Annotated in this window: 29 protein-coding genes; 13 read left to right on the top strand and 16 right to left on the bottom strand. The window is 63.6% G+C overall.

Annotated features, from left to right (window positions below; all coding sequences use genetic code 11):
* The first annotated feature begins 5 nt into the window (after positions 1-5).
* Positions 6-770 (top strand): hypothetical protein, encoded by a 765-nt coding sequence (locus EZV60_RS12835; protein ID WP_135505989.1) that lies wholly within the window; start codon positions 6-8, stop codon positions 768-770.
* A 45-nt stretch (positions 771-815) separates the two neighbouring features.
* Here EZV60_RS12835 and EZV60_RS12830 read toward each other — a convergent pair whose 3' ends face one another.
* Positions 816-1,211 (bottom strand): c-type cytochrome, encoded by a 396-nt coding sequence (locus EZV60_RS12830; RefSeq protein WP_135505988.1) that lies wholly within the window; start codon positions 1,209-1,211, stop codon positions 816-818.
* Between the two features lie 180 nt (positions 1,212-1,391).
* On the opposite strand from EZV60_RS12830, the gene hisD reads away from it, so the two are divergent.
* The 5 genes from hisD to EZV60_RS12805 all read left to right on the top strand — a co-directional run bounded on the left by hisD (position 1,392) and on the right by EZV60_RS12805 (position 4,754).
* On the top strand, positions 1,392-2,696 hold the full coding sequence (hisD, locus tag EZV60_RS12825; RefSeq protein WP_135505987.1) for a histidinol dehydrogenase: 1,305 nt from the start codon (positions 1,392-1,394) through the stop codon (positions 2,694-2,696).
* A 117-nt stretch (positions 2,697-2,813) separates the two neighbouring features.
* Positions 2,814-3,293 carry a UPF0262 family protein gene (locus EZV60_RS12820; protein WP_135505986.1) on the top strand — a complete coding sequence of 160 codons (480 nt, stop codon included), beginning with the start codon at positions 2,814-2,816 and terminating at the stop codon, positions 3,291-3,293.
* A gap of 5 nt (positions 3,294-3,298) precedes the next feature.
* The gene (locus EZV60_RS12815; protein ID WP_135505985.1) at positions 3,299-3,760 is read left to right on the top strand and encodes an arsenate-mycothiol transferase ArsC; all 462 of its coding nucleotides are present in this window, start codon (positions 3,299-3,301) and stop codon (positions 3,758-3,760) included.
* Complete coding sequence (locus EZV60_RS12810; RefSeq protein ID WP_135505984.1) at positions 3,757-4,155, top strand: ketosteroid isomerase-related protein; 399 nt, start codon at positions 3,757-3,759, stop codon at positions 4,153-4,155. The genes EZV60_RS12815 and EZV60_RS12810 overlap by 4 nt, the downstream gene beginning before the upstream one ends.
* Complete coding sequence (locus EZV60_RS12805; RefSeq protein WP_245306295.1) at positions 4,152-4,754, top strand: GNAT family N-acetyltransferase; 603 nt, start codon at positions 4,152-4,154, stop codon at positions 4,752-4,754. Before EZV60_RS12810 ends, EZV60_RS12805 begins: the two co-directional genes overlap by 4 nt.
* Before the next feature lie 142 nt (positions 4,755-4,896).
* Here EZV60_RS12805 and EZV60_RS12800 read toward each other — a convergent pair whose 3' ends face one another.
* The 4 genes from EZV60_RS12800 to rpsD form a co-directional block, all read right to left on the bottom strand.
* Complete coding sequence (locus EZV60_RS12800) at positions 4,897-5,502, bottom strand: extensin-like domain-containing protein (protein ID WP_135505983.1); 606 nt, start codon at positions 5,500-5,502, stop codon at positions 4,897-4,899.
* Between the two features lie 4 nt (positions 5,503-5,506).
* Positions 5,507-6,424 (bottom strand): prephenate/arogenate dehydrogenase family protein, encoded by a 918-nt coding sequence (locus EZV60_RS12795; protein WP_135505982.1) that lies wholly within the window; start codon positions 6,422-6,424, stop codon positions 5,507-5,509.
* Positions 6,421-7,506, bottom strand: coding sequence for a histidinol-phosphate transaminase (gene hisC / locus EZV60_RS12790; protein WP_135505981.1), 1,086 nt, complete (start codon positions 7,504-7,506; stop codon positions 6,421-6,423). The genes EZV60_RS12795 and hisC overlap by 4 nt, the downstream gene beginning before the upstream one ends.
* Positions 7,507-7,628: 122 nt before the next feature.
* Positions 7,629-8,249 (bottom strand): 30S ribosomal protein S4, encoded by a 621-nt coding sequence (rpsD, locus tag EZV60_RS12785; protein WP_135505980.1) that lies wholly within the window; start codon positions 8,247-8,249, stop codon positions 7,629-7,631.
* A gap of 262 nt (positions 8,250-8,511) precedes the next feature.
* On the opposite strand from rpsD, the gene EZV60_RS12780 reads away from it, so the two are divergent.
* Positions 8,512-9,093: a hypothetical protein gene (locus EZV60_RS12780; protein WP_135505979.1), complete on the top strand. Its 582-nt coding sequence runs from the start codon at positions 8,512-8,514 to the stop codon at positions 9,091-9,093.
* Between the two features lie 28 nt (positions 9,094-9,121).
* On the opposite strand, the gene EZV60_RS12775 is transcribed toward EZV60_RS12780, so the two are convergent.
* Positions 9,122-10,186, bottom strand: a complete 1,065-nt coding sequence (locus EZV60_RS12775; protein WP_135505978.1) for a Hint domain-containing protein — start codon at positions 10,184-10,186, stop codon at positions 9,122-9,124.
* Between the two features lie 86 nt (positions 10,187-10,272).
* Positions 10,273-11,184, bottom strand: coding sequence for a lipid A-modifier LpxR family protein (locus tag EZV60_RS12770; RefSeq protein WP_135505977.1), 912 nt, complete (start codon positions 11,182-11,184; stop codon positions 10,273-10,275).
* A gap of 206 nt (positions 11,185-11,390) precedes the next feature.
* On the opposite strand from EZV60_RS12770, the gene EZV60_RS12765 reads away from it, so the two are divergent.
* The gene (locus EZV60_RS12765; protein WP_210115090.1) at positions 11,391-12,167 is read left to right on the top strand and encodes a maleate cis-trans isomerase family protein; all 777 of its coding nucleotides are present in this window, start codon (positions 11,391-11,393) and stop codon (positions 12,165-12,167) included.
* Positions 12,168-12,179: 12 nt separating this feature from the next.
* On the opposite strand, the gene EZV60_RS12760 is transcribed toward EZV60_RS12765, so the two are convergent.
* From EZV60_RS12760 to ilvD, 4 genes are read right to left on the bottom strand one after another with little or no spacing between them, the layout of a single operon-like run.
* Positions 12,180-12,560 (bottom strand): hypothetical protein, encoded by a 381-nt coding sequence (locus EZV60_RS12760; protein WP_135505976.1) that lies wholly within the window; start codon positions 12,558-12,560, stop codon positions 12,180-12,182.
* A gap of 11 nt (positions 12,561-12,571) precedes the next feature.
* Positions 12,572-13,345 (bottom strand): DUF6478 family protein, encoded by a 774-nt coding sequence (locus EZV60_RS12755; protein ID WP_135505975.1) that lies wholly within the window; start codon positions 13,343-13,345, stop codon positions 12,572-12,574.
* A 57-nt stretch (positions 13,346-13,402) separates the two neighbouring features.
* Positions 13,403-14,095 (bottom strand): hypothetical protein, encoded by a 693-nt coding sequence (locus EZV60_RS12750; RefSeq protein ID WP_135505974.1) that lies wholly within the window; start codon positions 14,093-14,095, stop codon positions 13,403-13,405.
* A gap of 7 nt (positions 14,096-14,102) precedes the next feature.
* Complete coding sequence (gene ilvD / locus EZV60_RS12745) at positions 14,103-15,860, bottom strand: dihydroxy-acid dehydratase (protein WP_135505973.1); 1,758 nt, start codon at positions 15,858-15,860, stop codon at positions 14,103-14,105.
* 163 nt (positions 15,861-16,023) lie between these two features.
* Here ilvD and EZV60_RS12740 point away from each other — a divergent pair, with 163 nt between their 5' ends.
* Positions 16,024-16,317: a DUF1330 domain-containing protein gene (locus tag EZV60_RS12740; protein WP_135505972.1), complete on the top strand. Its 294-nt coding sequence runs from the start codon at positions 16,024-16,026 to the stop codon at positions 16,315-16,317.
* Positions 16,318-16,340: 23 nt separating this feature from the next.
* Here the strand turns inward: EZV60_RS12740 and EZV60_RS12735 are convergent, their stop codons facing one another.
* Both EZV60_RS12735 and rpsU read right to left on the bottom strand, forming a co-directional pair.
* Positions 16,341-17,597 (bottom strand): MFS transporter, encoded by a 1,257-nt coding sequence (locus EZV60_RS12735; RefSeq protein WP_135505971.1) that lies wholly within the window; start codon positions 17,595-17,597, stop codon positions 16,341-16,343.
* Positions 17,598-17,826: 229 nt separating this feature from the next.
* Positions 17,827-18,033: a 30S ribosomal protein S21 gene (rpsU, locus tag EZV60_RS12730; RefSeq protein ID WP_057812606.1), complete on the bottom strand. Its 207-nt coding sequence runs from the start codon at positions 18,031-18,033 to the stop codon at positions 17,827-17,829.
* 117 nt (positions 18,034-18,150) lie between these two features.
* Between rpsU and EZV60_RS12725 the strand changes: the two genes are divergently transcribed.
* Genes EZV60_RS12725 through EZV60_RS12710 form a run of 4 tightly spaced genes read left to right on the top strand, consistent with a single transcriptional unit; the run spans position 18,151 to position 21,496 of the window.
* Positions 18,151-18,834: a COQ9 family protein gene (locus tag EZV60_RS12725; protein WP_135505970.1), complete on the top strand. Its 684-nt coding sequence runs from the start codon at positions 18,151-18,153 to the stop codon at positions 18,832-18,834.
* A 4-nt stretch (positions 18,835-18,838) separates the two neighbouring features.
* Positions 18,839-19,822: an NAD(P)H-quinone oxidoreductase gene (locus EZV60_RS12720; RefSeq protein ID WP_135505969.1), complete on the top strand. Its 984-nt coding sequence runs from the start codon at positions 18,839-18,841 to the stop codon at positions 19,820-19,822.
* A gap of 7 nt (positions 19,823-19,829) precedes the next feature.
* Positions 19,830-20,948: an exo-alpha-sialidase gene (locus tag EZV60_RS12715; RefSeq protein ID WP_135505968.1), complete on the top strand. Its 1,119-nt coding sequence runs from the start codon at positions 19,830-19,832 to the stop codon at positions 20,946-20,948.
* Positions 20,945-21,496, top strand: coding sequence for a hypothetical protein (locus EZV60_RS12710; protein WP_135505967.1), 552 nt, complete (start codon positions 20,945-20,947; stop codon positions 21,494-21,496). Before EZV60_RS12715 ends, EZV60_RS12710 begins: the two co-directional genes overlap by 4 nt.
* Before the next feature lie 455 nt (positions 21,497-21,951).
* Here EZV60_RS12710 and EZV60_RS19120 read toward each other — a convergent pair whose 3' ends face one another.
* Genes EZV60_RS19120 through EZV60_RS12690 form a run of 3 tightly spaced genes read right to left on the bottom strand, consistent with a single transcriptional unit; the run spans position 21,952 to position 25,566 of the window.
* Positions 21,952-23,850 (bottom strand): M35 family metalloendopeptidase, encoded by a 1,899-nt coding sequence (locus EZV60_RS19120; protein WP_167853525.1) that lies wholly within the window; start codon positions 23,848-23,850, stop codon positions 21,952-21,954.
* A complete protein-coding gene (locus EZV60_RS12695; RefSeq protein WP_135505964.1) occupies positions 23,832-24,554 on the bottom strand; it encodes a M35 family metalloendopeptidase in 723 nt (240 codons plus the stop codon). The genes EZV60_RS19120 and EZV60_RS12695 overlap by 19 nt, the downstream gene beginning before the upstream one ends.
* A 7-nt stretch (positions 24,555-24,561) precedes the next feature.
* Positions 24,562-25,566: a phage major capsid protein gene (locus EZV60_RS12690; protein ID WP_135505963.1), complete on the bottom strand. Its 1,005-nt coding sequence runs from the start codon at positions 25,564-25,566 to the stop codon at positions 24,562-24,564.
* Between the last annotated feature and the right edge of the window lie 405 nt (positions 25,567-25,971).

Here is a 25,971-nt window from a genome sequence, read left to right as displayed (position 1 = left end):
ACCGGATGAAATTCTCGCTTTACGTCATCATTCCCGCCGGGATCGCGATCGCCTTTTTCGCGATGCAGTACCTGACCGCGACCGAAGACGGCGGCCCCGGGGGCATGACCCGGGCGGAAATCGAGAGCGAGCTGCAGGTGCAGGGCTATGCGCAGGTGCTGGACCTGATCGAGGACAGCTTTCCGGATCGCCACGAGGCCTATATGGACGACGTGGCGCAGGTCATCTCGGATCCGACTCTGCCGCAGGCGCGCAAGGGCCAGAGAGTCTTGACGATTACCCAAGACTTCACCGACGAGATGCGGCGCGAGAACGCGGTTTTCGTGGGCCGCGCCACCGAAGACGGGCTTCTGGAACTGCAGCGCGCCACGCTTGCGGTTCTGGTCGCGCTGGAGAGCACGCCCGAACTCTGTGTGCAGGCGGCGGTGGCCGGACCGAACGGCCTGGCCCGCTACGACAAGGCGCGGATCGATCCGGCGCTGACCGGGCGCGTGAGCCGGGCCGTCTTCGAGGCGATCGCCGAGGGCCGGGTGCAGCCGGCGCCGCGCGATGCGCCGAGCGAGGCGGACTGGGAGCTGTTCCTGAAGGACTGGCTGGCGACCGCCCCGGAGATGGCCGAGGTGATCCGGGTGTTCCTGGCCGGCGAGACCGAGGACAGCGCGCGTTATTGCGCCGGCGCGATCAGTTTTCTGCGCCAGCTCTTGCAGGACGGATCGCCCGAGGGGCTGCGCATCATGGCGGAATACAGCCAGACGGCCGCCGCGCGCTGAACGCGCGCGGGTCTTTGCCCGACGAGCCGGTCCAGTGCCGGGCCGTTATTCCTGGATCGACTCCAGATAATAGGCGATCGAGAGGACCTTGCCGCGCACGATCGTTTCAGCGGCCATAGGGCCGATATCGCCGGCCGAAGCCTTGAACCTGTCTCCCCAGATCGGCATCGGATAGCCATGGCCGCGCGTGCCTTGCCGACCGTCGATCGTCTGGATGACTTCAAGCATGGGGAACGTGCCGTCATTATTGGCCGAGAGCGTCGTGAGCGACGGCACCGTGACGGTCATCAGCTCGGCCAGCGGACCGTCGCCGACGCCGCTGGCGCCATGACAGCTTGCGCAGGCGTTCATGTATTCGGTCTTGCCAAGATCATCGGCCATGGCCGCGGTGGCGCAGAGCGTCATGGTGGCGAAACACGTGGTGAGCGACTTGAAAAACATACCGAATTCCTCCCTTTTGCCGGAACCCGGGTCCCATAGACGTGGCTCCGAGAGGTCAGGATGCCGGGGGCGGGCCGGCCTCGCCTTGATCCACGTCAAGTGCTTTTATGCCGCCCTTTAGGCGGGTTGAGACCGCCCGCGGGACGATTTATGGGACAGGCAAGCCAAGGAGTGTCCGAGATGCCCGTCTTTCTGAATGCCCGTGATGCCGAGTTCGAGGAGCGGTTCCGTGCCCTTCTGTCCGCCAAGCGCGAGGACAGCCCCGACGTGGACGACGCAGTGGCGGCGATCATCGCCGACGTGCGCGCGCGCGGCGACGCGGCACTTATCGAGCTGACGGCAAAATTCGACCGGCTGGAGCTTTCGCCCGAGACGCTGCGGTTCTCGACTAAGGAAATCGATGCGCTGGTGGCGCAGGTCCCCGAGCATGAGCGCGCGGCGCTGGAGCTGGCCGCCGCGCGGATCCGGGACTATCACGCGCGGCAATTGCCCGAGGATGCCAGCTGGACCGAGGACACCGGCGCCGTGTTGGGCTGGCGCTGGTCGGCGGTGAGTGCCGCGGGTCTTTACGTGCCGGGGGGGCTGGCTTCTTACCCGTCCTCTGTGTTGATGAACGCCATCCCTGCCAAGGTGGCCGGGGTAGAGCGGCTGGCGATCACGGTGCCGACGCCGGATGGGGTTGCGAACCCGCTGGTTCTGCTGGCGGCGCGCCTGTCGGGGGTCGACGAGATCTACCGCGTCGGCGGCGCGCAGGCCATCGCGGCGCTGGCCTATGGCACCGAGACCATCGCGCCTGTCGACAAGATCACCGGCCCGGGCAACGCCTTTGTGGCGGCGGCCAAGCGGCGGGTCTTTGGCCGGGTCGGGATCGACATGATCGCCGGGCCCTCGGAGATCCTGGTGATCGCGGACCGCGACAACGATCCCGAGTGGATCGCGCTCGATATGCTGAGCCAGGCCGAGCATGACGAAAGCGCGCAGGCGATCCTGATCACCGATGATCCGGCAATGGGCAAGGCGGTGCAAGTCGACATCGAGAGACATCTCACCTCGCTGGAACGGCGCGCCATCGCCGGGGCCAGCTGGCGCGACTTCGGCGCGGTGATCGAAGTGCCGGACCTCGACATGGCCGCCGAGCTTGCCAACCGGATCGCGCCCGAGCATCTGGAACTTTGCGTGGCTGAGGCCGAGGCGCTGGCCGCGAAGATCACCCATGCGGGGGCGATGTTTCTGGGGCATTGGACGCCCGAGGCCATCGGCGATTACGTGGGCGGGCCCAACCACGTGCTGCCCACCGCGCGGTCGGCGCGGTTTTCCAGCGGTCTGAACGTTCTGGATTTCATGAAGAAGACCACCATGGCGCGGATGACGCCCGAGGCCCTCAAGGCCATCGGGCCGGCAGCGGAGACGCTGGCGATTTCCGAAAGCCTTGAAGCGCATGGGCTGTCGGTGCGCGCGCGGCTCAACCGGTTGAACGAAGGCTGAGGGCAGGTCGGATGGGCCGTTTGCCCACCCGACTTTTCCGCACGCCCGCCGCGCACCGCATTGCCGGGCCTGTCGCTCTGCGCTAGGGAGGGGGACGACTTGCCGAAAGACGATCCCATGAGCCGCATTTGCCATATCGAACTTGACGACGCCAACCTGCCGCCGCCCACGCCAGAGATCGAGCAGGAGCGCAAGGTCGCGATGTTCGACCTGATCGAGGAAAATTCCTTTACCTTGCCGCCGCGCGACGACCGGGTTGCCCCCGAGGGCCCCTATCGTGTGGGGCTGTCCATCCGTGACAAGCGGCTTGTCTTCGACATCCGCACCGAGGACGATCAGCCCGCCGCCGAATTTCACCTGTCGCTGTCGCCTTTCCGGCAGGTGGTGAAGGATTACTGGGCCATCTGCGAGAGCTATTTCGACGCGGTAAAGAACCTGCCGCCGAGTCAGATCGAGACCATCGACATGGCCCGCCGGGGCATCCACAACGAGGGCGCGCGCGTGCTCGAAGAGCGGCTGGAAGGCAAGGCGTCGGTCGACAACGACACCGCGCGGCGACTTTTCACGCTGATCTGCGTGTTGCATTTCGGGAGCTGAGGCGCATGGCCGAGCCGCTGCCTCAATCGGTGCTTTTTTGCTGCGACCACAATGCCGTGCGGTCGCCCATGGCCGAGGGGATCATGAAGAAGCTCTATGGCACCGACACCTATGTGCAATCAGCGGGCGTCATGGGGGACATGGACATCGACGGCTTCTCCATCGCCGTCTGCCAGGAGATCGGCGTGGAACTGGCGCGGCACCGAACCCGCAGTTTCGATGAAATGGAGCAATGGGGCGATGACCTGTCGTCCTTCGACCTGGTGGTGGCGCTGAGCCCGGCAAGCCAGCGCCGGGCGCTGGAACTGACGCGTCTTTACCATCTCGACGTGGTCTACTGGCCGATCATGGACCCCACCGGGCTTGGCGAGACGCGCGAGGCCAAGCTCAATGCCTATCGCCAGACGCGCGATCAGATCATCACCCATCTGAAGACCAGGTGGGGCGAGCCCAAGGAGCCGACATGACCGCCACAGACACGATCCGCGCCTATTTCGACGCCTTCAACACCGGGGACATTCCCGGCATGCTGGCCTGTCTCGACGATGCCGTGGCGCATCACGTGAACGAGGGCCAGGTGCGCGAGGGCAAGGACGCGTTCCGCAGTTTCTGCGAGCACATGAGCCAGTGCTATCGCGAGGAACTGACCGACATGGTCCTGTTCGAGGCCGAAGGCGGCACGCGCGCGGCGGCGGAATATGTCGTCAACGGCACGTATCTCGAGACCGATGAGGGCCTGCCCGACGCCAAGGGGCAGACCTATCGCCTGCCCGCGGGGTCGTTCTTTTCGCTTGAGGACGGCAAGATCACCCGGGTGGTGACCTATTACAATCTCGCGGATTGGATGCGGCAGGTCTCGTGAGCGGCCCCGGTACCGGCATCGAGACGCGTGTTCTGCGCGGTGACGCGCTGGAAGCGGCGCTTGGGGACGTTGCGCGGCTGCGGATCGAGGTGTTCCGTGCCTTTCCCTATCTCTACGACGGCGATCTCGCCTATGAGCGCGAGTACCTGCAGACCTATCGGGACAGCGAGAACGCGATCCTAGTGGGCGCGTTCGACGGTGCCCGGCTGGTGGGCGCGTCGACCGGCACACCGATGGAAGAGCATGCCGAGGATTTCGGCGCGGCTTTCGCGGGGCAGGGGATTGCGCTGAACGAGATCTTCTATTGCGCTGAAAGCGTATTGTTGCCGGCCTATCGCGGGTTTGGCGTCGGCCATGCGTTCTTTGATGCGCGCGAGGCGCATGCGCGCGCGCTGGGCCGCCGGTATTGCACATTTTGCAGCGTGGTCCGGCCGGAGGACCACCCGCTTCGGCCGGGGGATTACCGCCCGCTCGACGGCTTCTGGCGCAAGCGTGGCTACGAGAAGGTGCCGGGCGCCATCGCGCAGTTTCGCTGGAAAGATCTCGATCAGGCGGAGGAAACCGACCACCCGCTGCAATTCTGGATGCGCGCGCTCTGAGGCGTGACCGTGCCGGAGGCCGCCGCAACCGGGCATCTGATCGCGCTGACCTCTCTGAAGTTCATCCGGCCACGACCTTGTCGGGGCTCTTGAGAGAGCCCGACTGCTACCTGACCTTGTTAGACGCAGCCGTGCCGCAGGATTACCGGCAGTAGGGGCCGTAGCCGTGCTCGGCGGTGTCGAAATGGAAATGGTCCTGATGGTGACGGTCGGATTCGGGGCCTAGCACCGTGCCGAAGGGCCCGCAGGCCGAGCCGTGCAACCGTTTCAGGATACGTCCGCGCGCGCCGCCGCCCCAGTGGTCCAGCACCGAGATTTCCGAGCCGTCGGCCAGCCGGAAGGCCGAGATGTCGATCGCCTTTCCCTTGGCGTGTTCCGACAGCCGCGCGCCGGGGCGGTTGTTGCGCGTGCGGCAGGCGTAATGCGCCGCGACCTCAAGCGTCGCAAGACCGCCGCCGGTCTCGCCGACCTCGGGAATGGCGGCGTATTTGACCCAGGCGTTGAGCGTGCGCGCGGTGTGGCAATCCATCTGCGCCGGGCGGCTGAGCGAGACACCGCTCACCGCGTTGACCGCCACCGCCTTCTCGATGCCGCAGGCCCCGTTGCCGGGCACGTCGCCGATGGACACACCCTGGATTTCGGGCATGCCGCAAACCGCGCCACGGGTTGCGACCGCGCGCTCTTCGCGCCCGCCGCCGATAAAGGAACAGCCCAGTAGAAACAGGGGGATCAGCCACAAAACCCGCATGCGCTCAGCCCTTTTTGACGCGCCCGAAATCCGGGGCGTCGGTATCTTGCCCGGCCTCGATAATACCACGGCGGATGGCGCGTGTCCGGGTGAAATACTCGAACAGCATATCGCCGTCGCCGGTCCGGATCGCGCGTTGCAGCGCGAAAAGCTCTTCGGTGAAGCGTCCGAGAATTTCGAGTGTCGCATCCTTGTTGGTCAGGAACACGTCGCGCCACATCGTCGGATCGCTGGCCGCGATGCGGGTGAAGTCACGGAAACCTGCGGCGGAATACTTGATCACCTCGCTGTCGGTCACGCGGCCCAGGTCATCGGCCACGCCCACCATCGTGTAGGCGATGAGATGCGGCGCGTGGCTGGTGACGGCGCAGACAAGATCATGGTGGTCGGCTTCCATTTCGTCGGTCGTCGCGCCCATCGCGGTCCAGAGCCGCTCCAGCCGCTTCACGGCGGCGCGGTCGCTGCCTTCAATCGGCACGATAAGCGTGTATTTCCCGTCGAAGAGCTCGGCGAAGCCGGACCGTGGCCCGGAGTGTTCTGTCCCGGCCATCGGGTGGGCGGGCACGAAATGCACGCCCTCGGGCAGGTGCGGGCCGACCGCCTCGATCACCGCGCGCTTGACGGAGCCCACGTCGCTGACCGTGGCCCCGCGCGCCAGCGCCGGCGCGATCTCTTTCGCCACGGCCCCCATTGCGCCCACGGGCACGCAGAGCACCACCAGATCGGCGCCTTGCACGGCCTCCTGTGCTGTTTCGCAGACCCGGTCGCAGAACCCCACCTCGCGCGCGACGTCGCGCGTTTCGGCGGAGCGTGCATAGCCGGTGATCTCACCCGCGAGCCCGCCGCGCCGCATCGCGTGGGCCATGGACGAGGCAATAAGGCCCAACCCGATCAGGGCCACACGTTCGTAAACCTGACTCATGCGACGTTACCCAGAAACTGCCCCACCGCATGCGCCACGCGCCGGCAGGCGGCCTCGTCCCCTACCGTGATGCGCAGGCAATGCGGCAGGTTGTAGCCCGCCACGCGTCGCACGATCAGCCCTTGCGACTTGAGATACTCGTCACAGGCCTCGGCCTGCGCCCGGTCGGCGAACCGCGCGAGGATGAAATTCGCGGTCGAGGTGTCCGACGGCACGCCATGCTCGGCCAGTGCTTCGGCCAGCCAGGCGCGCAGGCGGGTGTTGTCCTCGCGGCATTTCTCGGCCCAGGCGCGGTCGCGGATCGCGGCCTCGGCGGTGACCAGCGCGGCCTGGCTCAGATTGAACGGCCCGCGGATGCGGTTGAGCACGTCGATCACATGGGCCGGGCCATAGCCCCAGCCGACGCGCAGCCCGCCGAGCCCGTAGAGCTTGGAGAAGGTCCGTGTCATCACCACGTTCTCGCGCGCCTCGACAAGGGCCGCGCCGCCGTCGTAATTCTCGACATATTCGGCATAGGCCCCGTCGAGCACCAGAAGCGTCTGTTCGGGCAAACCTTCGGCCAGCCGCGCGATCTCTCCCTCGCCGATCATTGTGCCGGTGGGGTTGTTGGGATTGGCGATGAACACCAGCTTGGTGCGCTCGGTGCAGGCCGCAAGAATGGCGTCCACATCCGTCACCCGTTCACGCTCGGGCACCTCGACCGGCGTCGCGCCGTTCGTGAGCGCGCCGATGCGGTAGATGGCGAAGCCGTGTTCGGTATGGATCACCTCGTCGCCGGGCCCGGCATAGGCCTGACAGAGGAACGCGAGGATCTCGTCGCTGCCCACGCCGCAGATGATCCGGCCCGCATCCAGCCCGTGTACCTCGGCAATGGCCGCGCGCAGGGAGGCGTGATCGGTCGAGGGATAGCGGTGCAGCTCGTAGGCGGCCTTGCGAAAGGCCTCTTTCGCGGCCTCGCTTGGCCCAAAGGGATTTTCATTCGAGCTGAGCTTCACGGCATTCGAGATGCCCTCGACATGGCTGGCGCCCCCCACATAGGGGTCTATGTCCAGAATGCCGGGCTGGGGCGTGATCTTGGTCATTTGGGCTCTCCTCGCGTTCTTCTAGCGGCGGCCAATCGGCTTGACCATCCCCGGAAGGCGCACAAAGAAAAAAGGCCGCGGCGGTGTCCCGTCGCGGCCTCTTCGCATGTTCTGCAGAAGCTTTAGTTCTGCGCGTAGAATTCGATGACGAGGTTGGGTTCCATCATGACCGGATAGGGCACATCGCCGAGGCTGGGCGTGCGCACGAAGGTCGCGGTCAGCTTGGAATGGTCCACGTCGAGATAATCCGGCACGTCGCGCTCGGGCAGCTGCGTGGCTTCGAGGATCGACGCCATCTGCTTGGAGCGGTCGCGCACTTCGATCACGTCGCCTTCCTTCACGCGGTAGGAGGGGATGTTCACGATCTGGCCGTTCACGCGCACATGCTTGTGGTTCACGAACTGGCGCGCGGCAAAGATGGTCGGCACGAACTTGGCGCGGTAGACCACCGCGTCGAGGCGGCGCTCGAGCAGGCCAATGAGAAGCTCGCCGGTGTCGCCGCGCTGACGCTCGGCGTCACGATAGATGCGACGGAACTGCTTTTCGGTCAGGTCGCCGTAGTAGCCCTTCAGCTTCTGCTTGGCGCGGAGCTGCAGACCGAAGTCCGAGATCTTGCCCTTGCGGCGCTGGCCGTGCTGGCCGGGGCCGTATTCGCGGCGGTTGACGGGGGATTTTGCGCGGCCCCAGATGTTTTCGCCCATCCGGCGGTCGATTTTGTATTTGGCAGCAGTTCTTTTTGTCATCTGCTGATCTCCTTCGTTCAAGGTTTCGAAGGGCGTTGTCCTCTTCCCGGATTTTGCCGGGCCGACAGGGTTCCCCTTGCGGGGGCCACCAACACCAATGAAGCCGCGCTTATATCGGGGGCAGAGACAGAGTCAACCGCCCAGAGGGCCGGTATCGGGCTTTCTTTGACAGCGCTGCCCGTTCCGCTGTATCGGCGTGACAGGCGCCCGTTGCGGCGATCCGACAACGTGACCGATCAAGGACGTGCTTTTGCCTTTTGCCATGACAGTCCGGTTTTTGATTTTCTGGCTTGCGGCGGTCGGTGGGCTGATCCCGTCTGCCGCGACCGCGCAGGAGGACGGCGTGCACCGCACGGTCAGCCTTGTCGCCGGGCAGATGACGACGAACGGGGTCGACGACGTGTTCGTCCCCGGCAAGACCGATTTTACGGATGCCGGGTTCGCCGGGGTCATCGTCGCCTGGGAAACGCCGCTCGACTCGGCCCGCTGGCACACCGGGGTCGAGGTGCAGCTCAACCAGCATTTCGGGCAAAACGATCATCAGGAACTCGTGGTGCCGGTCACGATCCGCTATAGCCCGGCGCGGCCATGGCTGCCGGTGATCGACAGTTTCGCCTTCGGGATCGGCCTGTCCTACGCCACGAGCACGCCCACGGTCGAGATCAACCGGCGCGGCGCATCGCAGCGCACGCTGGCCTATTTCTCGCTCGAGACGGCCTTTGCGACCGGCCACGCGGATACAGACGTGTTTCTTCGCCTGCACCACCGCTCGGACGCTTACGGGCTTTTTGCGCGCGATTCCGGCTCCAACGCCTTCGCGATTGGCCTGCGCACGTCCTTTTGATCTTTCCGATGCCCGCCGCGCGGCCGGATCAGGCGGCCTCGTGCTTGAGGATCGCCGCCTCGGATGCGGTGAGGTTGCGCCGCGCGTAGTCGCCATAGACCTGCGGCTCCAGCTCAAGATACGGATTGATCTTCAGAAGCCTCTCGCGGTCCGTCGCATTCAGCGCGGTCAGAGACGCGCTTGCGGGATGGAAGCTTTCGGTTTCGACGCCGTTGGCCCAGAGGATCTGATGACGGGGCAGCAGCAGGTGAATATAGGTCACCTCGCGCACCGTCAGGTCGACGGCCACGGTGTTGCCGTTGATCAGGTCGCGCGCCGAGACCAGTACCTCGGACGTGTTGAACAGCGCCCGCGCCACATCGCCCTCGACCAGCATGCGGTGTTCGGGGCTGACCAGCAGTTCTTCGTCGGGCCGCTCGACACCGAGCGCGCCCGCGCGGATGCGCACGGGCCGCAGATGCGGCATGGCAAAGAGGCGCGCGCCGGACATCCGGCGGCTGCCGATCCACTGGATTTCCTCGTCGCCATTGTCCTTGGTGCGTACCCGGTCGCCTTCGAGCAGGTCTTCGACGCGCTTCGGCCCGTCAGGCGTGTCGATCCGCGTGCCGGGCGTGAAGCAGATGATGCCGCCGCTTTCCGGGCCGGTGGCCGTGCGGGTTTGGGCGGCCAGTGAATGATGGACCACCCACATGTCGGTGTCGCGCGGCGGGATATCGTCCACGAACATCAGCAGGGGCGGCGCGCCGGCGCCGACCTCGATGATGGTCACGGTATAGCTTTTGACACCGTTGGTGACGACGAAGCCGCAATCTCTCAGCGGTCCGCTGATGTCTATTGCGCCGAGATCTGTGGTGTTGGTTCTGGCGGCCCTGACCAGCCGCCTCACGAGTTTCGCCGCGCATTTGCGGCTGACTGTTTCGTGCTCGCCACGCTCGAGCCGCAGGACTTCGTTCGGGCCGTCGACCCGCACCAGATCTCCACGCCAGGACCATGCGGACCCAACGGTTAAAGACTGGACCGGGGCGGCTGCCAAGCCGTCCACTTCCGTCTGCGACCAGGAGATGACGAACGCGCCCCGAAAGCCCGTTCCCATTGCCTGTATACCTGCCTCTTTATTTTTTTATTAGCAAAAGGTTAACAAAACCGAATCGCCCTGGGAAGTCTCTCCAAACGAAAAGTTCAGAAATTCAGGCGAAGTCGCACGGATCCCACAACCTGACCCTTGCGCTGAGCCTTGAATTCCTTGTCGAGCCAGGTCAGCCCGTAGAACACGGATGTGCCGCGTTCGCCCTGCCAGTTGACGCCGGCGCGCACGCGGTTGCGCGCCTCGAGCTGGTAGCCACGTCCCGACCGCAGCAGTTCGCTTTCCGCGACATGGGCCATGTCCGCGCCGAAGACCACGCTTGTGCCCGGCTGCCAGCTTGGCACGGCCTCGTAGCGGTGGCCGCTGACCACGTCGCGCACCATCAGGCTTTTGGCGCCGAAAGCGCCGATGGTCACGTCGACGCCGGCGCGCACGAGCGTCTCCAGGCCCCAGCGCCCTTCGACGAACGGGCGCAGCCGCGCGCCGCCAAGATCGACGACATGGCCGATCTCGGCCACGGCTGTCGGATTGACGTCGTTGGACACCTGTCGCCGGCTGACCCGGTTCGACATGTCCCGCCCGCCCAGCACGTCGTGCAGCAGGCCCTGAAAATCATCGAGGCCGGTTTGCGGACCGGTCACCGCGATGTCCCCGCCAAGGGCGAATTGTGTCGCCCCCCGGGCGAAATGCGTGTGCAGGCCGAGCGACAGGACACCCGCGAAGGGGCGGTCGCCGGGCGTGGGGCGGGCGATGTTTTCGGGCGACACAATCTGACCGCCGAAGCGCAGTTCGAGAATGTCTCCGAACCCCTCGGGCAGCCGCCCCTGCCAGTCCGGACCCCAGACCCGGCTCGACGCGAAAGAGCCGGTCTGCCAGCGGTCATGGGTGTCGCCGAAAATATCGTTCGTCAGCATCCAGCCATAGCCGATCCGCGTACGCCCCTCGGCGTTCAGCGGAGCGGTCATGACGAAAAGCGCGGCCAGTGCGAAGCCCAAAAGGCGCGTCATGCGTATCTTCCCCAACATGTCGCCCCCCGGCACGTCAGACCGTAGCAAAGCCCCCGGCCCGGCGGCCACTGAAAAGTGTAGGACGACGCCCGGCGTGGGTTTCGCGCCACAGATCCTTTCGCTTGCCGCTATCATCCATGGATTGCCCGATCGCGCCGCGCTCTTTATCGTGACGCCAGACCTTCCGCCCCGCATCGGAGCCCGCCATGAAAGACGCCCCCGGATCCGCCGACCCGGCAAAGCTGTTGGCGCAACCGCGCTTTGACGCGGGCCGCAACGCACGGGGCAAGATCGGCTTCGTTCTTATTCCCAATGAACAGACCATCGAAGAGGACATGATCCGCCACATGCCCGCCGGGGTCGGCGCCTATTTCGCCCGTGCCCCCATGCCGCGCGAGATCTCGACCGAAAGTCTGGCGCAGGTGCGCGGTTCGCTCGCGGGGGCGGCGGCGCGGATCCTGCCCGATGACGGTCTGGACGTGATCTCTTTCGCTTGCACCTCGGGCACCGTGGCGGTCGGCGAGGCGGAGACTTGTGCCGAACTGACACGCGGCGCGCCGGGGGCCCGCGCCACCACGCTGGCGGGTAGCGTGCGCAAGGCGCTGACCGCGGTGGGCGCGCGGCGGCTGACGCTGATCAGCCCCTATACGGCGGAACTCAACGCCAATGTGGCCCGCTTCCTGCAACACGCCGGCTTCGAGATCGGGGCCGCCCATGGCATGGGGCTGCGCTATGACACCGAAATGATCCGCGTCGCGCCGGATTACATCGCTGAACTCGCCCTGGCGCTTGACCGTCCGGACGCCGACGCGGTGTTGATCAGTTGTGGTGCGCTGCGCACCATCGATGTGGTGGACGAGATCGAACAGACCCTCGGTAAGCCGGTGATCTGTTCTAACCAGGCGATGCTGTGGGATTGCCTGCGCCTGACCGGGATCGAGGACCGCCTGCCGGGCCTTGGCCGGCTGTTACGCGATCACTGAGCCGCCGCCGGATCACATGGTTTCGAGACAGTGCCGGCGGAAGGCGCGTTTGAGCAGGTCAAGCTCTTCGCGCAGAAGCGTTACCTCGGCGCGGATATCGTAGCTTAGCGCATCGCCCGACAGAAGCGCGAAGGATCCCAGCGTCTCGCCCGTGGTGCTTTCGGTAATGAGGAACGTCTGCACGCCATCGGCGATCCGGTCGGCTGGGATGGGCACGCGCAGGACCCACAGCTTTTCGTCGGGCTTCTCGATCAGCTCGACGCCCGGAACGGCCTCTTGCAGGTGGGTGACGGCAATCTCGGGTTTGCCGGACGGCATGTCGCCCTCGGGCGTGAGCACCCCCTCCCAAACGCCTTCGAAGAGCCGTGTCTTGGTCAATGTCCAGTTCTTCATCGCGTGCTCCGTCAGAATTCGGCGCGGGGCCTTCGGCTGAAGGTCAGGTCGCGCAGGACGACCTGGCTCATTTGCGGGTTCTCGAAGATAAGATCGACCCAGCCGCGTTCGATGCGTTTCTCGTTGAGCTTGGAATAGGCAAGGTCGAACTCGACCATGATCTCCTCTTCGTGCAGGGGCAGTTCCCGCACGATCTGTTCGGTATTCGGCCCGTGCTTGATGTTCAGCCGCACGAAGATCTCCAGCGGTTTTTCCATCTCGACGATGGTGTCCATGCGCACCAGGTGGCGTTTCTGCAGGCCGGTCATGGCCGCCTCGGGCAGGTCGAGCACGAGCGACAGGAAAGAACCGTCGAAACTGAACACGTCCATGCGCAGTCCGAAAGGTGCAAGATCGGCCTCGCGCGTGTTGCGGATCTGGCGCAAGGTCAGTTCGGAATGTTGACAGTCATGAAACAATGTCAGTTCCGAGCCCAGCTTGGTCTTGCTTTGGACTGAGGCCAGGCCCGGCGTGACCAAGGGTTCGCGCCACAGCGACGGGCGCCAGGACCAATCGGTGCCGTGCGGTTTGGGAAAGGCGTGGGACCCGATTATGGGCAAGGCCAGCCGGTTGTCCGCCTGCGAGATGACTTCGTTAAGATAATACCGTAGCTTGCGCGCCTGGGCCCGTTCCCTTCGCAAATGTCCGAAGCCCATTTCCGGGATCTTGCGCACCGCCTTGCGCCACCGCCGAAGGCCGCGCCGGTGGGCAATCCAGTCGAGCATCGAGGATCGGAATTCTATCATGCCTGTCCCATCGCCATCGCGTCCGCCCCAGTGTGGCCCGAGAGCTTTGCCATAGCATTAACCCGAATTCGGAAACAATCCACCCAAAAGGGCGCCGAGACCGCGCGGTTTTTTCTCTTGCGTGTAGGGGTCTTGGCGCGTGCCCTGCCGCGCACGGGCCGCACCGGGGGCGGGGGCCGAGACAGTGCTGGCGCGCCGGATCTCGGCCGCCAGCCCGCGCAGAAGCGCCCGTCCGCCCGGCCCGGCGATGCGGCTGCCGTCCGGGCCGTAGACGGCGAGACTGACCAAATGACCGTTGAGCGCCATGCCGCCGCGCCAGTAGCGTGGGTCGCCGCCGGGCAGGGCCCCGTCGCCGCCGGTGTTGAAATGCACGATCGCGAGGCCGTTTTCGTCGCTTTCACTCAGAGGTTGTTTCGGCGCCATGGCGCGGGCGATGCCGCGGGCCGTGGGCTGCTCCGTGCCCGGCCGGCGCGGCGTGACGGTGACCGTCATCAGGGCGGGATCCACCCGAAAGCCGCGTTGGCCGGTCAGCGCCTCGCAGGAGGCCAGAAACACGAGCGTGGCGCTTGATTGCCGACGACGGCTGGCCGGGTCGATGCAGTAGCCTTCCGGTCCGCGGACCACGATTCGGCCGCCATACAGCGGCATTTCGCGCATCGCCTTGGCCCCGCCGCCGGGGGCGAGGGCGCTGTTCATGCAGCCGGCCAGCGGCAGGAGCGCCGCCAGGAACAAGACCTTGAGCGCGCGCACCTGCGGCTCAGAGATCCATGTAAATATGACGCTCGGCCTGCGCGCCGGGATGGGTCACGGCCCCCTTGTAGGTCTCGCCGACAAGCTGCGCGTATTTCCAGAGCGCGCCGGAGGTGTAGATCGTCTCGCGCGGGCCGGCCCAGTCGGTTTTGCGCACGGCCAGTTCGTCGTCGGTAAGATCGACCGAAAGCTCGCCCTTGATGGCGTCGATGGTGATCATGTCGCCAGTTTTCAGCATCGCGATGGGGCCGCCATGGGCCGCCTCGGGGCCGACATGGCCCACGCAGAAACCGCGCGTCGCGCCGGAAAAGCGCCCGTCTGTAATGAGGGCGACCTTCTTGCCCATGCCCTGACCCGAGAGGGCGGCGGTGGTGGCCAGCATCTCGCGCATACCCGGCCCGCCTGCGGGGCCCTCATTGCGGATGACGATGACCTCGCCTTCCTCATACTCGCGCTTTTGCACGGCGGCGAAGGCGTCTTCCTCGCACTCGAAAACGCGGGCGGGGCCGATGAAAACCTGATGCTCGGGCGCGATACCGGCGACCTTCACGATCGCGCCCTGGGGCGCGAGGTTGCCTTTGAGGCCCACGACGCCGCCGGTCTTGGTGATCGGGGTCTCGATGGAATAAATCACCTTGCCGTCGGCCTCGCGCTCGATCAGGTTGAGCTCTTCACCGATGGAGCGTCCGGAGGCCGTGATGCAGTCCTCGTGGATGAGGCCGGCCTTGCGCAGTTCCTTCATCACGACCGGAATGCCGCCCGCGTCGAAGAGATCCTTGGCCACGTAACTTCCGCCGGGCTTGAGGTCGACGAAATAGGGGGTGTCGCGGAAGATTTCGCAGACATCGTCGAGGTAGAATTCGATCCCGGCCTCGTGCGCGATGGCCGGCAGGTGGAGGCCTGCGTTGGTGGAGCCACCGGTACAGGCGACGACGCGCGCGGCGTTTTCCATCGACTTGCGGGTGACCACGTCGCGGGCGCGGATGTTCTTTTCCAGCAGGTCCATCACGGCGCGGCCCGACGCCTCGGCGTATTGATCGCGGGATTCGTAGGGCGCGGGCATGCCGGAGGAGTTCATCAGCGCCAGACCGATCGCCTCGGACACGCAGGCCATGGTGTTGGCGGTGAACTGACCGCCGCAGGCGCCGGCTGAGGGGCAGGCGACGCGTTCGAGCGCGTCAAGCGCCTTGTCGGACATGGAGCCGTTTTGGTTCCAGCCCACGGCCTCAAACATGTCCTGCACGGTGAGGTCGCGGCTGCGGAATTCTTCGGGAATCTCATCGATCTGGGGTGCCTTGCCGGGCAGGATCGAACCGCCGTAGATGAAGACCGATGGCACGTTGAGGCGGACCATGGCCATCATCATGCCGGGCAGCGACTTGTCACAGCCAGCAAGGCCCACAATGGCGTCGTAGCAGTGGCCACGCATGGTGAGCTCGACCGTGTCCGCGATGGCCTCGCGCGAGGCCAGCGAGCTGCGCATGCCCTCGTGGCCCATGGCAATGCCGTCGGTGACGGTGATGGTGGTGAATTCGCGTGGGGAGCCCTTGGCCTCTTTCACGCCGCCCTTGACGGCTTGGGCCTGACGGTTGAGGGCGATGTTGCAGGGCGCGGCCTCGTTCCAGCAGGTGGCAACGCCGACAAGAGGCTGGTGGATCTCTTCTTCGGTCATGCCCATGGCATAGTAGTATGAGCGATGCGGGGCGCGTGCGGGCCCTTCGGTCACGTGGCGGCTGGGCAGTTTGCTCTTGTCGAATTTGGTCATGTGGGCCTCCCCTGAAATCGTCTGGACCGGTCTAGGACAGAGGGAAGGGTTGGGCAAGCGCGGGGCATGAAAAAAGCCTCGCGTCGTGGGGCGTCGAAATCAGGCGGACGGGCAGGGCGTTTGGTGTAGGCTTGTGGCACGATCCCCGTAATGGAGTGACGGCATGCCCGCCTATGTCATCGGTCAGCTCGATATTCACGACCCCGACGCCTATCAGGCCTATCTTGAAGGCTTTTTGCCCAGCTTCGAGCGCCATGGCGGCGAGCTTCTGGCGACATCGGCGGCGAAGACCGAGGTTCTGGAGGGCACGTGGGCGCTGCCGCGCACGGTCATTATGCGCTTTCCCTCTGTTGCGGCGGCCAAGGCGTGGCATTCCGATCCGGACTACGTGGAACTGGCGAAGATCCGTCACAGAACGGCCAGCGCAAACCTTGTCGTCGTGGAAGGTATCGCCTGAACCTTAATGCGCGCCGCGAGAGCTCAGCCCTGCGCCTGCTCGGCCTCTGCCTGCTCAGCGGCCCAAGTTCCCGCAGCCTCGACCGTTGCCGGGGCCGCGGTGGGCAGAACGCCAAGATAGCTGTCGGTGTCCTGTGGTGCGGGCGCGGCGCGCTGGGTCATGCGGTAGAGCGCGTAGAGCGCGATGGCGGCGAAGGTCGCGCCGAGCACAAGCCAGAAGGCGAAAGGCCCGATCACCTGCATCGCCCAGCCGGTGAGCATCGGCCCGGCGATAGCCCCGAGCCCGAACGTGAAGACAAGACCGCCGGACGCCGCCGGCATGTCTTCGGCCGACAGGAAGTCGTTGGTGTAGGCCAGAAAGAGCGCGTAGAGCGGGGTTGTGACGCCGCCGGCGAGAAACGCCGCGGACAGAAGCGTCGCCTGCGTCTGTCCCATGAGGTAGCCCACAGCGCAGGATACTGCACCGATCGTGGCGGCGCCGAAGATCAGCGTGCGGCGGTCCATCCGGTCCGAAAGCCACCCGATGGGGTATTGCAACAGAAGCGCGCCGGCAAAGAGCATTGCCACGAAAAGCGAGATCTGTACGGCCGACAGCCCGATCTGCGCCCCGAAGACCGCGCCCATACCCGATTGCGTGGCGTAAACGCTGCCCAGAAGAAAGATGCCCACCGTACCGAGGGGCGAGCAGACGAAAAGCTTGCGCAGCGACATCGGTTTCGCCACTTCGACGGCGGGCGCCGGCGTGACCGACAGAAGGATCGGCCCGAAGGAGATCGAGACGAGGATCGAGGCCCCGATGAAAAGCGAAGCGGTGGCGGCGTCGCCCAAGGTGAGCAGGCCCTGCGCACCGATGATCCCGAGGGTCTGCGCGATCATGTAGGCCGACAGAAGCTTGCCACGGTTTTCGTTGGTGGCGGCATTGTTGAGCCAGCTTTCGGCGGCCACGTAGATCCCTGACATGCAAAAGCCGATAAGGATGCGCAGAAGCGTCCAGGACCAAGGTTCGGCCAGAAGGGTAAAGGCGATGAGCGCGCCGGACATGAAGCTGCCCAAAGCCGCGAAGACACGCACGTGGCCGACACGCTGGATCAAAAGCGGGGTCAGGCGCGCGCCGGACAGGAAACCGATGAAGTAGCCGGACGTCACAACGGCGAGTTCGGAGGCGGAAAACCCTTCGAGATCGCCGCGCAGGCCGATGAGCGTGAAGTGCATGCCGTTGCCCAGCATGATCAGCACGATGCCCAGAAGCAGCGCCCAAACGCTGAAAAGAACCTTAAACATATCGCCTCTCTTGGCTGACGCGTGACGGGTGCGCCCATACCAGAGGCCCTGCCGGAGCGCGTCAATGCAAGATGGCCCAAGTGCGGCGGAATGTGCGGCACCTGCGACGACGTGCGGAATTTCTCATCATCTGGCGCGAAATGCGGGGCCGGAAAAGACAAACCCCCGAAGCGGCTGCCCGGGGGTCGTCATCGTTTTTCGTAGTTTCGCAAGAACCGAAGCGGGTCCCTTAGAGAAGACCTTCGCGTTGCGCCTTTTTCCGCGCCAGCTTGCGGGCACGGCGGATGGCCTCGGCCTTTTCGCGCGCACGCTTTTCGGACGGTTTCTCGAAATGCTGCCGAAGCTTCATTTCACGGAACACGCCCTCACGCTGCAGTTTCTTTTTCAGGGCACGAAGCGCCTGATCGACATTGTTGTCGCGAACACTGACCTGCATGTGGTTGTCACCACCTTTCTAAGTTTGAGTTGCGTCGAATTGCAGGAGGTGGCCGTATAGCAAAGCCGCCATAGTTTGTCTAGGGTAACACCGAACCGGTCAGGAGGCCTTTGGGAGATGACGGACACGGACGTAAAAGCGCAGCTTTTGGAGGCGATCAAGCCGCATGTGCCCTTCGATGGCTGGACAGACGCGGCACTGCGCGCGGCGATGGAGGATATTGGAATCAGCCGGGGACTGGCGCAGGCGGCCTGTCCGCGCGGCGCGGTCGACCTGGCGCTGGCGTTCCACGAAGAGGGCGATCAGGCGATGCTGTTGCGGCTCGACGAGGCGAATCTTGCGGATATGCGGTTCCGCGACCGTATCGCCGCCGCGGTTCGGTTCCGGCTTGAGGTGGTCGAGGACAAGGAGCTTGTGCGACGCGGTGCGACTCTTTTCGCGCTGCCGCATTACGCAATGGACGGGTCGAGGGCGATCTGGGGCACCTGCGACAGGATCTGGACCGCGCTGGGCGACACGTCGGACGACATCAATTGGTACACGAAACGCGCCACGCTGGCCGGGGTCTATTCCGCGACGGTCCTTTACTGGCTTGGTGACGAGAGCGAAGGCCACGCGCGCACTTGGGAATTCCTGGACCGTCGGATCGACAACGTGATGCAGATCGAGAAGATCAAGGCGCAGGTCAGGGAGAACAAGGTGCTGAGTTCCCTGATGGCCGGGCCGATGGCGGTGCTGGGCAAGGTGCGCCCGCCGCAAGGCCGCGGCGCCACCGGCATGCCGGGCCGCTGGAGCCGTTGACCCCATGACGGAGACGATGCGCGCGGTCGAAATCACGAAAGCGGGCGGGCCGGACGTTTTGCAGCCCTGCACGCGGGCGCGACCGGAGCCGCGCGCGGGCGAGGTGCTGATCAAGGTCGCCTATGCGGGCGTCAACCGGCCCGACGCTTTGCAGCGCGCGGGGCTTTACGACCCGCCGAAAGGCGCAAGCGATCTGCCGGGCCTCGAGGCTGCGGGCGAGATCGTGGCGCTGGGCGACGGTGTGGGTGGCTGGGCGGTCGGCGACGCGGTCTGCGCGCTTTTACCCGGCGGCGGGTATGCGGACTATGTGACCACGCCTGCCGCGCATTGCCTGCCGGTTCCGGACGGGCTCGACCTTCGGCAGGCGGCCTGCCTTCCGGAAACCTATTTCACTGTCTGGACAAACGTTTTTCAACGTGGCGCGCTGCGGGGCGGCGAACGGTTTCTGGTGCATGGCGGATCGAGCGGCATCGGCACCACGGCGATCCAGCTCGCCCGGGCCTTTGGCGCGCGGGTGTTCGCGACCGCCGGTTCAGGCGAGAAATGCCATGTCTGCGAGTCTCTTGGCGCGGAGCGGGCGATCAACTACCGCGAGGCGGATTTCGTGGCAGAGATGCGTGGCTATGGCGGCGCGGACCTGATCCTCGACATGGTGGGCGGGCCGTATCTTCCGCGCAATCTCCGGGCTTTGGCCGACGAGGGCCGACTTGTGCAGATCGCGTTTCTGCAGGGACCCGAGGACGAGATGAACTTTACCGAGGTTATGACCCGGCGGCTGACGATCACCGGTTCGACCCTGCGCCCGCAAAGCGTACTGGCCAAGGCGCGTATTGCCGAGGATTTGCGCGCCCGTGTCTGGCCGCTGCTTGCGTCCGGGCGCGTTGCGCCGGTGATGGACCAGGAGTTTCCGCTTGAGCGCGCCGCGGAGGCGCACGCGCGGATGGAGGCCGGGGATCACATCGGCAAAATCGTTCTGAAGGTGGGATAAGGACGCGATGGGGCTGGCACATATCGCGATTGCCGGGCTTGCCGGTCTGAGCGTGATCCTGAGCCTTTGGGCCCTGCGCCGCGACAGCCCGCCAGTCTGGCGGTTCGCCATGCCCGCACCCGTTGCGATGACGCCCGGTGCTGCGCGCATCGAGACCCTGTTCGACTATGCAATCGAGACCGGCCAGGCCCATTCCCCGACGATCGTGATGGGCGAGGGGGGTTTTGACGTCCTGTGGTTCGAAGGTTCTGCCGAGGCGCAGGCGGATGTCGATATTCATCATGCTGCGTTCCGGCAGTTTCCAGAGGGCTGGCAGACCGTGGCGCATGGGCCACGCATGACACGCGCGGGGCTGGGTAAAGCGATGGACCCGCACCAGCTTGTGGTGACGCTGGGCAACACGGTGGAAAACGAGGCGCGTCCGGGCGGTGTTTTTGCCACGGTCGTCTCGGTGGGCGGATGGGCGATGGCGTCGGTCGCCGATGTGACACTGGGCGAGGCGGGGCCGCAGGCGGCGCGCAAGCTGAACCTCTCGCCCTTTCTTAACCGGTCGCACCTTGTCAAATCGCCGATGGTGGCGTTCGAAGACGGTAGTTTCGGCCTGCCTGCCTATTTCGAGATGGGCGCGGCGCACGGCGTCCTGGTTCGTTTCGACGCCCGGGGCCGGGTGCGCGATACCGCACGGATGGCGGGTGCGGGCAAGCCGATCCAGCCGATGATCGTGCCGCTGGATCAGGGCCACGCGGTGGCGTTTCTGCGCGATTTCGAGCCCTCGGGACGGCTATTGGTCAGCCGGACGGCGGATGGCGGGCGGTACTGGAGCCCTGTTGCGCCCACGGACCTGCCCAACCCGAGCGCGCCGGTGGCGGCCTTGAATCTTGGGGACGGGCAGATCCTGATGGCGGCGAATGACGATCCGGCGGGCGGGGACCGGCTTAGCCTTCTGATGTCGCAGGACGGGGGCGAAAGCTGGCGCGTGCTGGAGGTGCTCGAAGAGAACGGGGCCGGTGCACGCTATCCGGTGCTGCGCGCGCAGCCAGGGGGCGGGCTGATCCTGGCGTATTCGGTCGGCAACAAGACCGGGCTTCGCGTGCGTCTTCTGCAAGGCGATTGGAGCCGGGCATGAGCGGGATCGGGGCCTCTGCCGCTTTGGCATTGGTGCTGGGCTGGGTCGTCTTTGCCCTGACGGGACTGGTCCTGGCGCCGTCGGTTGCGGCGGTGATCGGGGCCGTGATGGGCGTGTTGACCGTGGCGCTGGCGCGCGAGACCGTGGCCGTGTCGGGTCTCATTGCGGTGCTGGCACCTTTCGGCGTGATGCTGCCCGCGCTGGCGGCGCGGCATATGGCGGTGAGCCTTGGCGCCGAGGTGCCGGGCTTCGCCACGTGGGAGATCTTGGTTTTTCTCGCGCTCTATGTGGGTTTTCTCTGCTCGGCGTTCGGGGTGATCCCGGCCGATCTCTATCGCTACGGCTACGCGCCATGGCCCGTGGGGGGAATGGTGCTGGCGCTTTGCCTCTATGCGTTCCTGACTGGCAACTGGTTTCTGGCGGGCGTGGCCGTGCTGGGGCAGCTTTTCTGGGTGCTGGGCTGGGGCAGCAGCAACTGGTTCGACATGGTGCTGCATGTGGCTTTGGTGCCGGTGGCGGTTGTGGTTCTGCTGCTGCGGCTGCTTTGAGCCATCGGCAGGGCAAGGTCGTTTCGCAGTCGGGCATCTGACACGACAGGCAATGTCTGCTTGGGGCTTAATCCAGTCGTTACTTTGAAACGCAGCATTCGTTGAAAAGGGCGGGAGTGGTCGTTCGCTGCAGTCGTCAAGCAATTCAAGGGTGCTGGTCAAAACGGACATTCAGTTCCGGTTGCGATTTGGTGGCGAAGTTTTTCGCAACAGACGAATCTCATATGTCGAAAACCGTTCTCTACCGCCTCCACTCCTTGACTGATCTTATGGTTTTAGTGCGTTTTGTTAGGTATTTAGAGGCTATTTAATCGAGGGCTTTGGTCTTTCGAGCTTCTGAATGTCGTTGAGTTTGGCCTGCTTGCATTTCGCGGTCGCCCAGCCGACCAAAGACAGCAGACTGATCTGATTATGGCGGCCTGCGTCAAAGAACAATGTTGTTTTCTTCTGGTCAACTAGCAGCCTGTTCGCGCCGATTTCGATAATCGTTCGAACAGTTCCACATAGTTCTGGGGGTTCTTTCGAGCTTTTCTCGGGTGCCGCCTGGCAAGTGACATACATTGCTCAACGGTTTTTGCACCCGCCCGCGTGCAACGTATCCGACCGGACGTAGAATAGTGGCAGAACCCGATCTCATGCACCAGTTCGTGAATGATTGTGCGCGCCATCTCCGCGGGACTTTTCAGCAGGAACTTGTTGCATATATGCAGCTTCCTGACACCGCCGGCAGCACGCACATAGGCCGAACTGCCTTTCTTGCAGCGGCCGGTGTTTTCAAAGGCTTTCACAAACCGGATTCTGCGGCGTCTCAGCGACCGTTCAATGCGCTTGACCCGGCGGTGCATTCGCCGAATTTCGCCCTGCGTAACAGCCTTGCTTCCGAAAAACATATGGACGAAGGGCATCCTGAAATAAGCAGCGCGCCGACGTCTTGCACGTTTTAGCAATCCGCCGCGCTGGTTTGCGATGCGGTCAAACACACATTTCGCCCGCTTCGCCTGTTTCTCGGCAATGCGCAAGGCGGCGCGAATCCGGTCCTTGTCCGAGGAGCTGAAGAACCCTTTCCACACCGGCTCCCGCGCATCTTCATCATCGTCGGTCTCGATATCATCGAAATACTCAAAACCGCCTTCGTCAAAAGCATACTCATCATCGACTGCCTCGGTATCGTCGGTGGCGAAGTCCATATGCCGGCCTTCCTCCTCGAGGTCGTCAGCATCATCGATGTCGAAATCATCCTCGGCGATTACTTCGAAATCTTCGCCCCAGCCTTCACGATCTTCGAAGTCATCATCTTCTTGGGCATCTGCATGCGCATATGGATCTGCGAGGTCATCTTCATAATCGTCGTGGTCGTCCGCGCAGTCGTCGTCGAAATCCTCTGCCTCGTCATCGTCCATCAGGCATTGGGGGCAGCTACAAGGTGCATGTCCCCTCCGGCGGCGTTTCCGCCTTCGAATCCGCATGTCCGCGCCACCACGATGCTCGTGTTCGAAGTCTTTGGAACGGCAGTCCATAGTGTCGATATCTTCATCGTCAGACTCTGCGTCATCGAATTCGTTGTCCTCGTCCAAATCGTCGTCGCAGTCGTCCTCGTGCGCCCCTTCAAACATGTAGGCATCGTTTTCGAGATCCTCGTCGTCATCGTCCATCGAACATTGAGGGCAATTGCAGGGCGCATATCTGCGCCGACGTCGCCTGCGACCGCGCCGAGCCTCGTTTAGATCGTCGTCGAACTCGTCCCATCCGTCCAGCGCGAGACCTTCGTCATCGAAATCCGCATCGTCCTCATCCTGACCTCCGAAGTCTTCGTCGTCATCCTCTTCCAGGTCGTCGTCCTCGTCCACATCGTCGTCGAAGTCGTCCTCGTGCTCCCCTTCGAACGTGCGGGCCTCGTTTTCGAACTCCTCATCTTCATCGTCCATCGAACATTGAGGGCAATTGCAGGGCGCATATCTGCGCCGACGTCTTCTACGACCGCGCCGAGCCTCGTTCAGGTCGTCGTCGAAGTCGTCCCATCCGTCCAGCGCGAGACCTTCGTCATCGAAATCCGCATCGTCCTGGTCCTCTTCTCCGAAGTCCTCGTCGTCATCCTCTTCCAGGTCGTCGTCGTCTTCCAAATCGTGGTCGAAGTCGTCCTCGTGTTCCCCTTCGAACGTACGGGCCTCGTTTTCGAACTCCTCATCTTCATCGTCCATCGAACATTGAGGACAATTGCAGGGCGCATATCTGCGCCGTCTGTGGCGGCGTTTTCGGCGCCCCCGGTGGGCGTCCATCATCTCATCTGCATCGTCGAGACCGAAGATCTCGTTCATGTCTTTTGCCACAAGGGCATTCAACGCGTTGCGGTCCATGGCAACCTCTGAGCCAGATAAATTCCTCGTGCGAAGTAGACGTAGTTATCATTGTTGCGCAGGGCCTTGCTCAGTTTCCCGGCCTGCACTAGTTTGCGTGCGCCTTCACGGTAACAGCGCGCATCCGAGCCCCGATGACACGCGCGATCACGTTGATCGCCGATGTCGAGCCGCTGATGCAGCAACTCGTGAAGGATAACCATTGCGCCTTCGTTGAGTGGCTTGCGCAGCGTTCTGGGACACACACGGACCGTGCCGTAGATGGAAGCGTTCGCCAGCAGAGTGCTTCGGCATCCGCCCCAGTTCTCAGACAGGCATTCGAACCTGATGGGGCGGCTCTTGCCGGCAAAGTCATAGCCCTTTTCAAACCGCCTGATGACACGCTTGAAGGTTTTGCGAACAAACCGGAAATTTTTCCCGACATAGCTCCCGAACCAGTGACTTGGCGCACCGCTATACTCGTCGAACATACCCGCCGTTTTCGTCTCTCGCTGCTTGTTCCAAATGTGTTGACGATCAGGCGAGGGATAAGAGGCGAGCCGTTCCAGAAAAAGGTCAGCCGACTTAGCGTAGAGATAGCCGCAGGCATAGAAGCCTTCCAGCTTCTTGCGCGCGCGAGCCGAGCAGCTTTTCCATGTGATCGGTCGTCGGGGCAGAAAGCTCGGCCGATTTTCCGCTGAAATGTCAGAATAGTGACAGGACATAGCGTGCCTACCCGTTCACATTCCAGTTGGCCAGTTCGATCAACCCATCGTTGGTTTCCGATACGCAGGCGGCAAACAGGCGGGCCTGGTAGGCGCGGGTCGGGTCGGCCGAGTTGACCACGCCGGTAAAGCGGATGCCCGAAGGCCGCCACACAATGCGCCCACGCTTCTTGCCGCGCTTGAGGCGGACGCGTCTTCGGGGAATGATCCCGTAAACGCCATTCTGGCCACGTGTCAGAAAGAAAACGGATGTCGTGCCGTTGGTGGTAGTGGGGATATGGTCGCTCCGGCAGACGGGTACGCCGTTGTAGATCGCAATCCGCGATCCGCGCAGCTTCCGGCTTTGTCGGAGGATCGGTCGATAGCCGTCTTCGCGTTGCAACTGCAGCAATCGACGGATAGCGCGCGAATTCATCACGATTAGGTCGCACCGACCCGCGCGCGAGCGGATGTCGAACATCGCCTCATCCAGTGCTTCCAGCCCGTCTCCTGCCGAGGCGTTGATCTGCCGCCCCATGCCGATTTCAACAAGCCGACTTAGGCCGTCGAATTCTTCCGGATCGCTTAAGCTGTTGCCGTTTATCAGCGCGTTTTCCAAACGGTTGCAAATCGCAAAAGCACAGGCGCGTTTCATGAAACGCGTAAAGTTGATGTTACTCTGTAACAATTGCTGACTGATTAGCCTGACATCAAAATGGGTCGCGATTTCTTTGAGCGCGTATTCCTGCGACGGCGCTTCCGGAGGTGCTGCAAACTCGTAGCGCGTTTCAGGGACAGGGCCGACAGCCGAGCTTTCGTGGTCGTAGAATTCAGCATTCACGCCCGAGCTTGAACCTTGATGGCCCAATACGAGATATCGCTGGCCATAGCGAATTGGTTTCCAGGGAAGGAACATCCGCAACTGCCCAATGACACGATTGATATTTCCAGCATCTTGGCTGCTGTACCTGCGAGGATTTGCATTGAGCGTCGGATTCGCGATCAATGAAACTGATGAAAGATTCTCTGCCATATCAACCCATTCCACTATAGAATTTGAGGTCGGAAATCGTATTACTAATGAAGGGTATTATTCTTTCAATATAACATAATTCTCGTCCACAATCTAGAGATGTGTTGAGCAAGCAGGGTGGACTGCGTTGAAAGATGGTTTGCAGCCCGGCGCCGAAGCCTGATTTGCCGACGTTTTGTTGGCCACAGATAAAGCAGAGAACACAGCCGCCGTTGAGCGGCTTCACGACTCATACTGTGCTCGAACTCAGTCGACATTCCAAATTAGGCTGCAACGGTTCAATGATCTCGTTGATTATTGGGCTGATGATAGTAGCCTTCACAACCCACGTTCTTTTCGTCGAAGCAGTAGGGAACCAAGGCGCTTGACCTCCAATAATGCACGAAAAGAAAAATCTGATCCGCC

Origin of the sequence: Roseovarius aestuariivivens (assembly GCF_004761875.1) — a bacterium.
GTDB lineage: Bacteria > Pseudomonadota > Alphaproteobacteria > Rhodobacterales > Rhodobacteraceae > Roseovarius > Roseovarius aestuariivivens.
The sequence above is the reverse complement of the archived record's forward strand: the minus strand, read 5'-3'. Positions and strand labels throughout refer to the sequence as shown.

Bases quoted from the DNA above. Each gene is read 5' to 3' on its own strand.
- EZV60_RS12695 (WP_135505964.1), bottom strand. From the start codon at position 24,554: ATGTCCTGTCACTATTCTGACATTTCAGCGGAAAATCGGCCGAGCTTT.
- EZV60_RS12720 (WP_135505969.1), top strand. From the start codon at position 18,839: ATGACGGAGACGATGCGCGCGGTCGAAATCACGAAAGCGGGCGGGCCG.
- EZV60_RS12755 (WP_135505975.1), bottom strand. From the start codon at position 13,345: ATGATAGAATTCCGATCCTCGATGCTCGACTGGATTGCCCACCGGCGC.
- EZV60_RS12735 (WP_135505971.1), bottom strand. From the start codon at position 17,597: ATGTTTAAGGTTCTTTTCAGCGTTTGGGCGCTGCTTCTGGGCATCGTG.
- EZV60_RS12690 (WP_135505963.1), bottom strand. From the start codon at position 25,566: ATGGCAGAGAATCTTTCATCAGTTTCATTGATCGCGAATCCGACGCTC.
- EZV60_RS12710 (WP_135505967.1), top strand. From the start codon at position 20,945: ATGAGCGGGATCGGGGCCTCTGCCGCTTTGGCATTGGTGCTGGGCTGG.
- EZV60_RS12810 (WP_135505984.1), top strand. From the start codon at position 3,757: ATGACCGCCACAGACACGATCCGCGCCTATTTCGACGCCTTCAACACC.
- EZV60_RS12820 (WP_135505986.1), top strand. From the start codon at position 2,814: ATGAGCCGCATTTGCCATATCGAACTTGACGACGCCAACCTGCCGCCG.
- EZV60_RS12725 (WP_135505970.1), top strand. From the start codon at position 18,151: ATGACGGACACGGACGTAAAAGCGCAGCTTTTGGAGGCGATCAAGCCG.
- rpsU (WP_057812606.1), bottom strand. From the start codon at position 18,033: ATGCAGGTCAGTGTTCGCGACAACAATGTCGATCAGGCGCTTCGTGCC.
- EZV60_RS12775 (WP_135505978.1), bottom strand. From the start codon at position 10,186: ATGGGAACGGGCTTTCGGGGCGCGTTCGTCATCTCCTGGTCGCAGACG.
- hisD (WP_135505987.1), top strand. From the start codon at position 1,392: ATGCCCGTCTTTCTGAATGCCCGTGATGCCGAGTTCGAGGAGCGGTTC.
- EZV60_RS12740 (WP_135505972.1), top strand. From the start codon at position 16,024: ATGCCCGCCTATGTCATCGGTCAGCTCGATATTCACGACCCCGACGCC.
- EZV60_RS12715 (WP_135505968.1), top strand. From the start codon at position 19,830: ATGGGGCTGGCACATATCGCGATTGCCGGGCTTGCCGGTCTGAGCGTG.
- EZV60_RS12770 (WP_135505977.1), bottom strand. From the start codon at position 11,184: ATGACGCGCCTTTTGGGCTTCGCACTGGCCGCGCTTTTCGTCATGACC.
- EZV60_RS12765 (WP_210115090.1), top strand. From the start codon at position 11,391: ATGAAAGACGCCCCCGGATCCGCCGACCCGGCAAAGCTGTTGGCGCAA.
- EZV60_RS12760 (WP_135505976.1), bottom strand. From the start codon at position 12,560: ATGAAGAACTGGACATTGACCAAGACACGGCTCTTCGAAGGCGTTTGG.
- EZV60_RS12815 (WP_135505985.1), top strand. From the start codon at position 3,299: ATGGCCGAGCCGCTGCCTCAATCGGTGCTTTTTTGCTGCGACCACAAT.
- hisC (WP_135505981.1), bottom strand. From the start codon at position 7,506: ATGACCAAGATCACGCCCCAGCCCGGCATTCTGGACATAGACCCCTAT.
- EZV60_RS19120 (WP_167853525.1), bottom strand. From the start codon at position 23,850: ATGGACCGCAACGCGTTGAATGCCCTTGTGGCAAAAGACATGAACGAG.
- EZV60_RS12780 (WP_135505979.1), top strand. From the start codon at position 8,512: ATGACAGTCCGGTTTTTGATTTTCTGGCTTGCGGCGGTCGGTGGGCTG.
- rpsD (WP_135505980.1), bottom strand. From the start codon at position 8,249: ATGACAAAAAGAACTGCTGCCAAATACAAAATCGACCGCCGGATGGGC.
- EZV60_RS12835 (WP_135505989.1), top strand. From the start codon at position 6: ATGAAATTCTCGCTTTACGTCATCATTCCCGCCGGGATCGCGATCGCC.
- ilvD (WP_135505973.1), bottom strand. From the start codon at position 15,860: ATGACCAAATTCGACAAGAGCAAACTGCCCAGCCGCCACGTGACCGAA.
- EZV60_RS12800 (WP_135505983.1), bottom strand. From the start codon at position 5,502: ATGCGGGTTTTGTGGCTGATCCCCCTGTTTCTACTGGGCTGTTCCTTT.
- EZV60_RS12830 (WP_135505988.1), bottom strand. From the start codon at position 1,211: ATGTTTTTCAAGTCGCTCACCACGTGTTTCGCCACCATGACGCTCTGC.
- EZV60_RS12795 (WP_135505982.1), bottom strand. From the start codon at position 6,424: ATGAGTCAGGTTTACGAACGTGTGGCCCTGATCGGGTTGGGCCTTATT.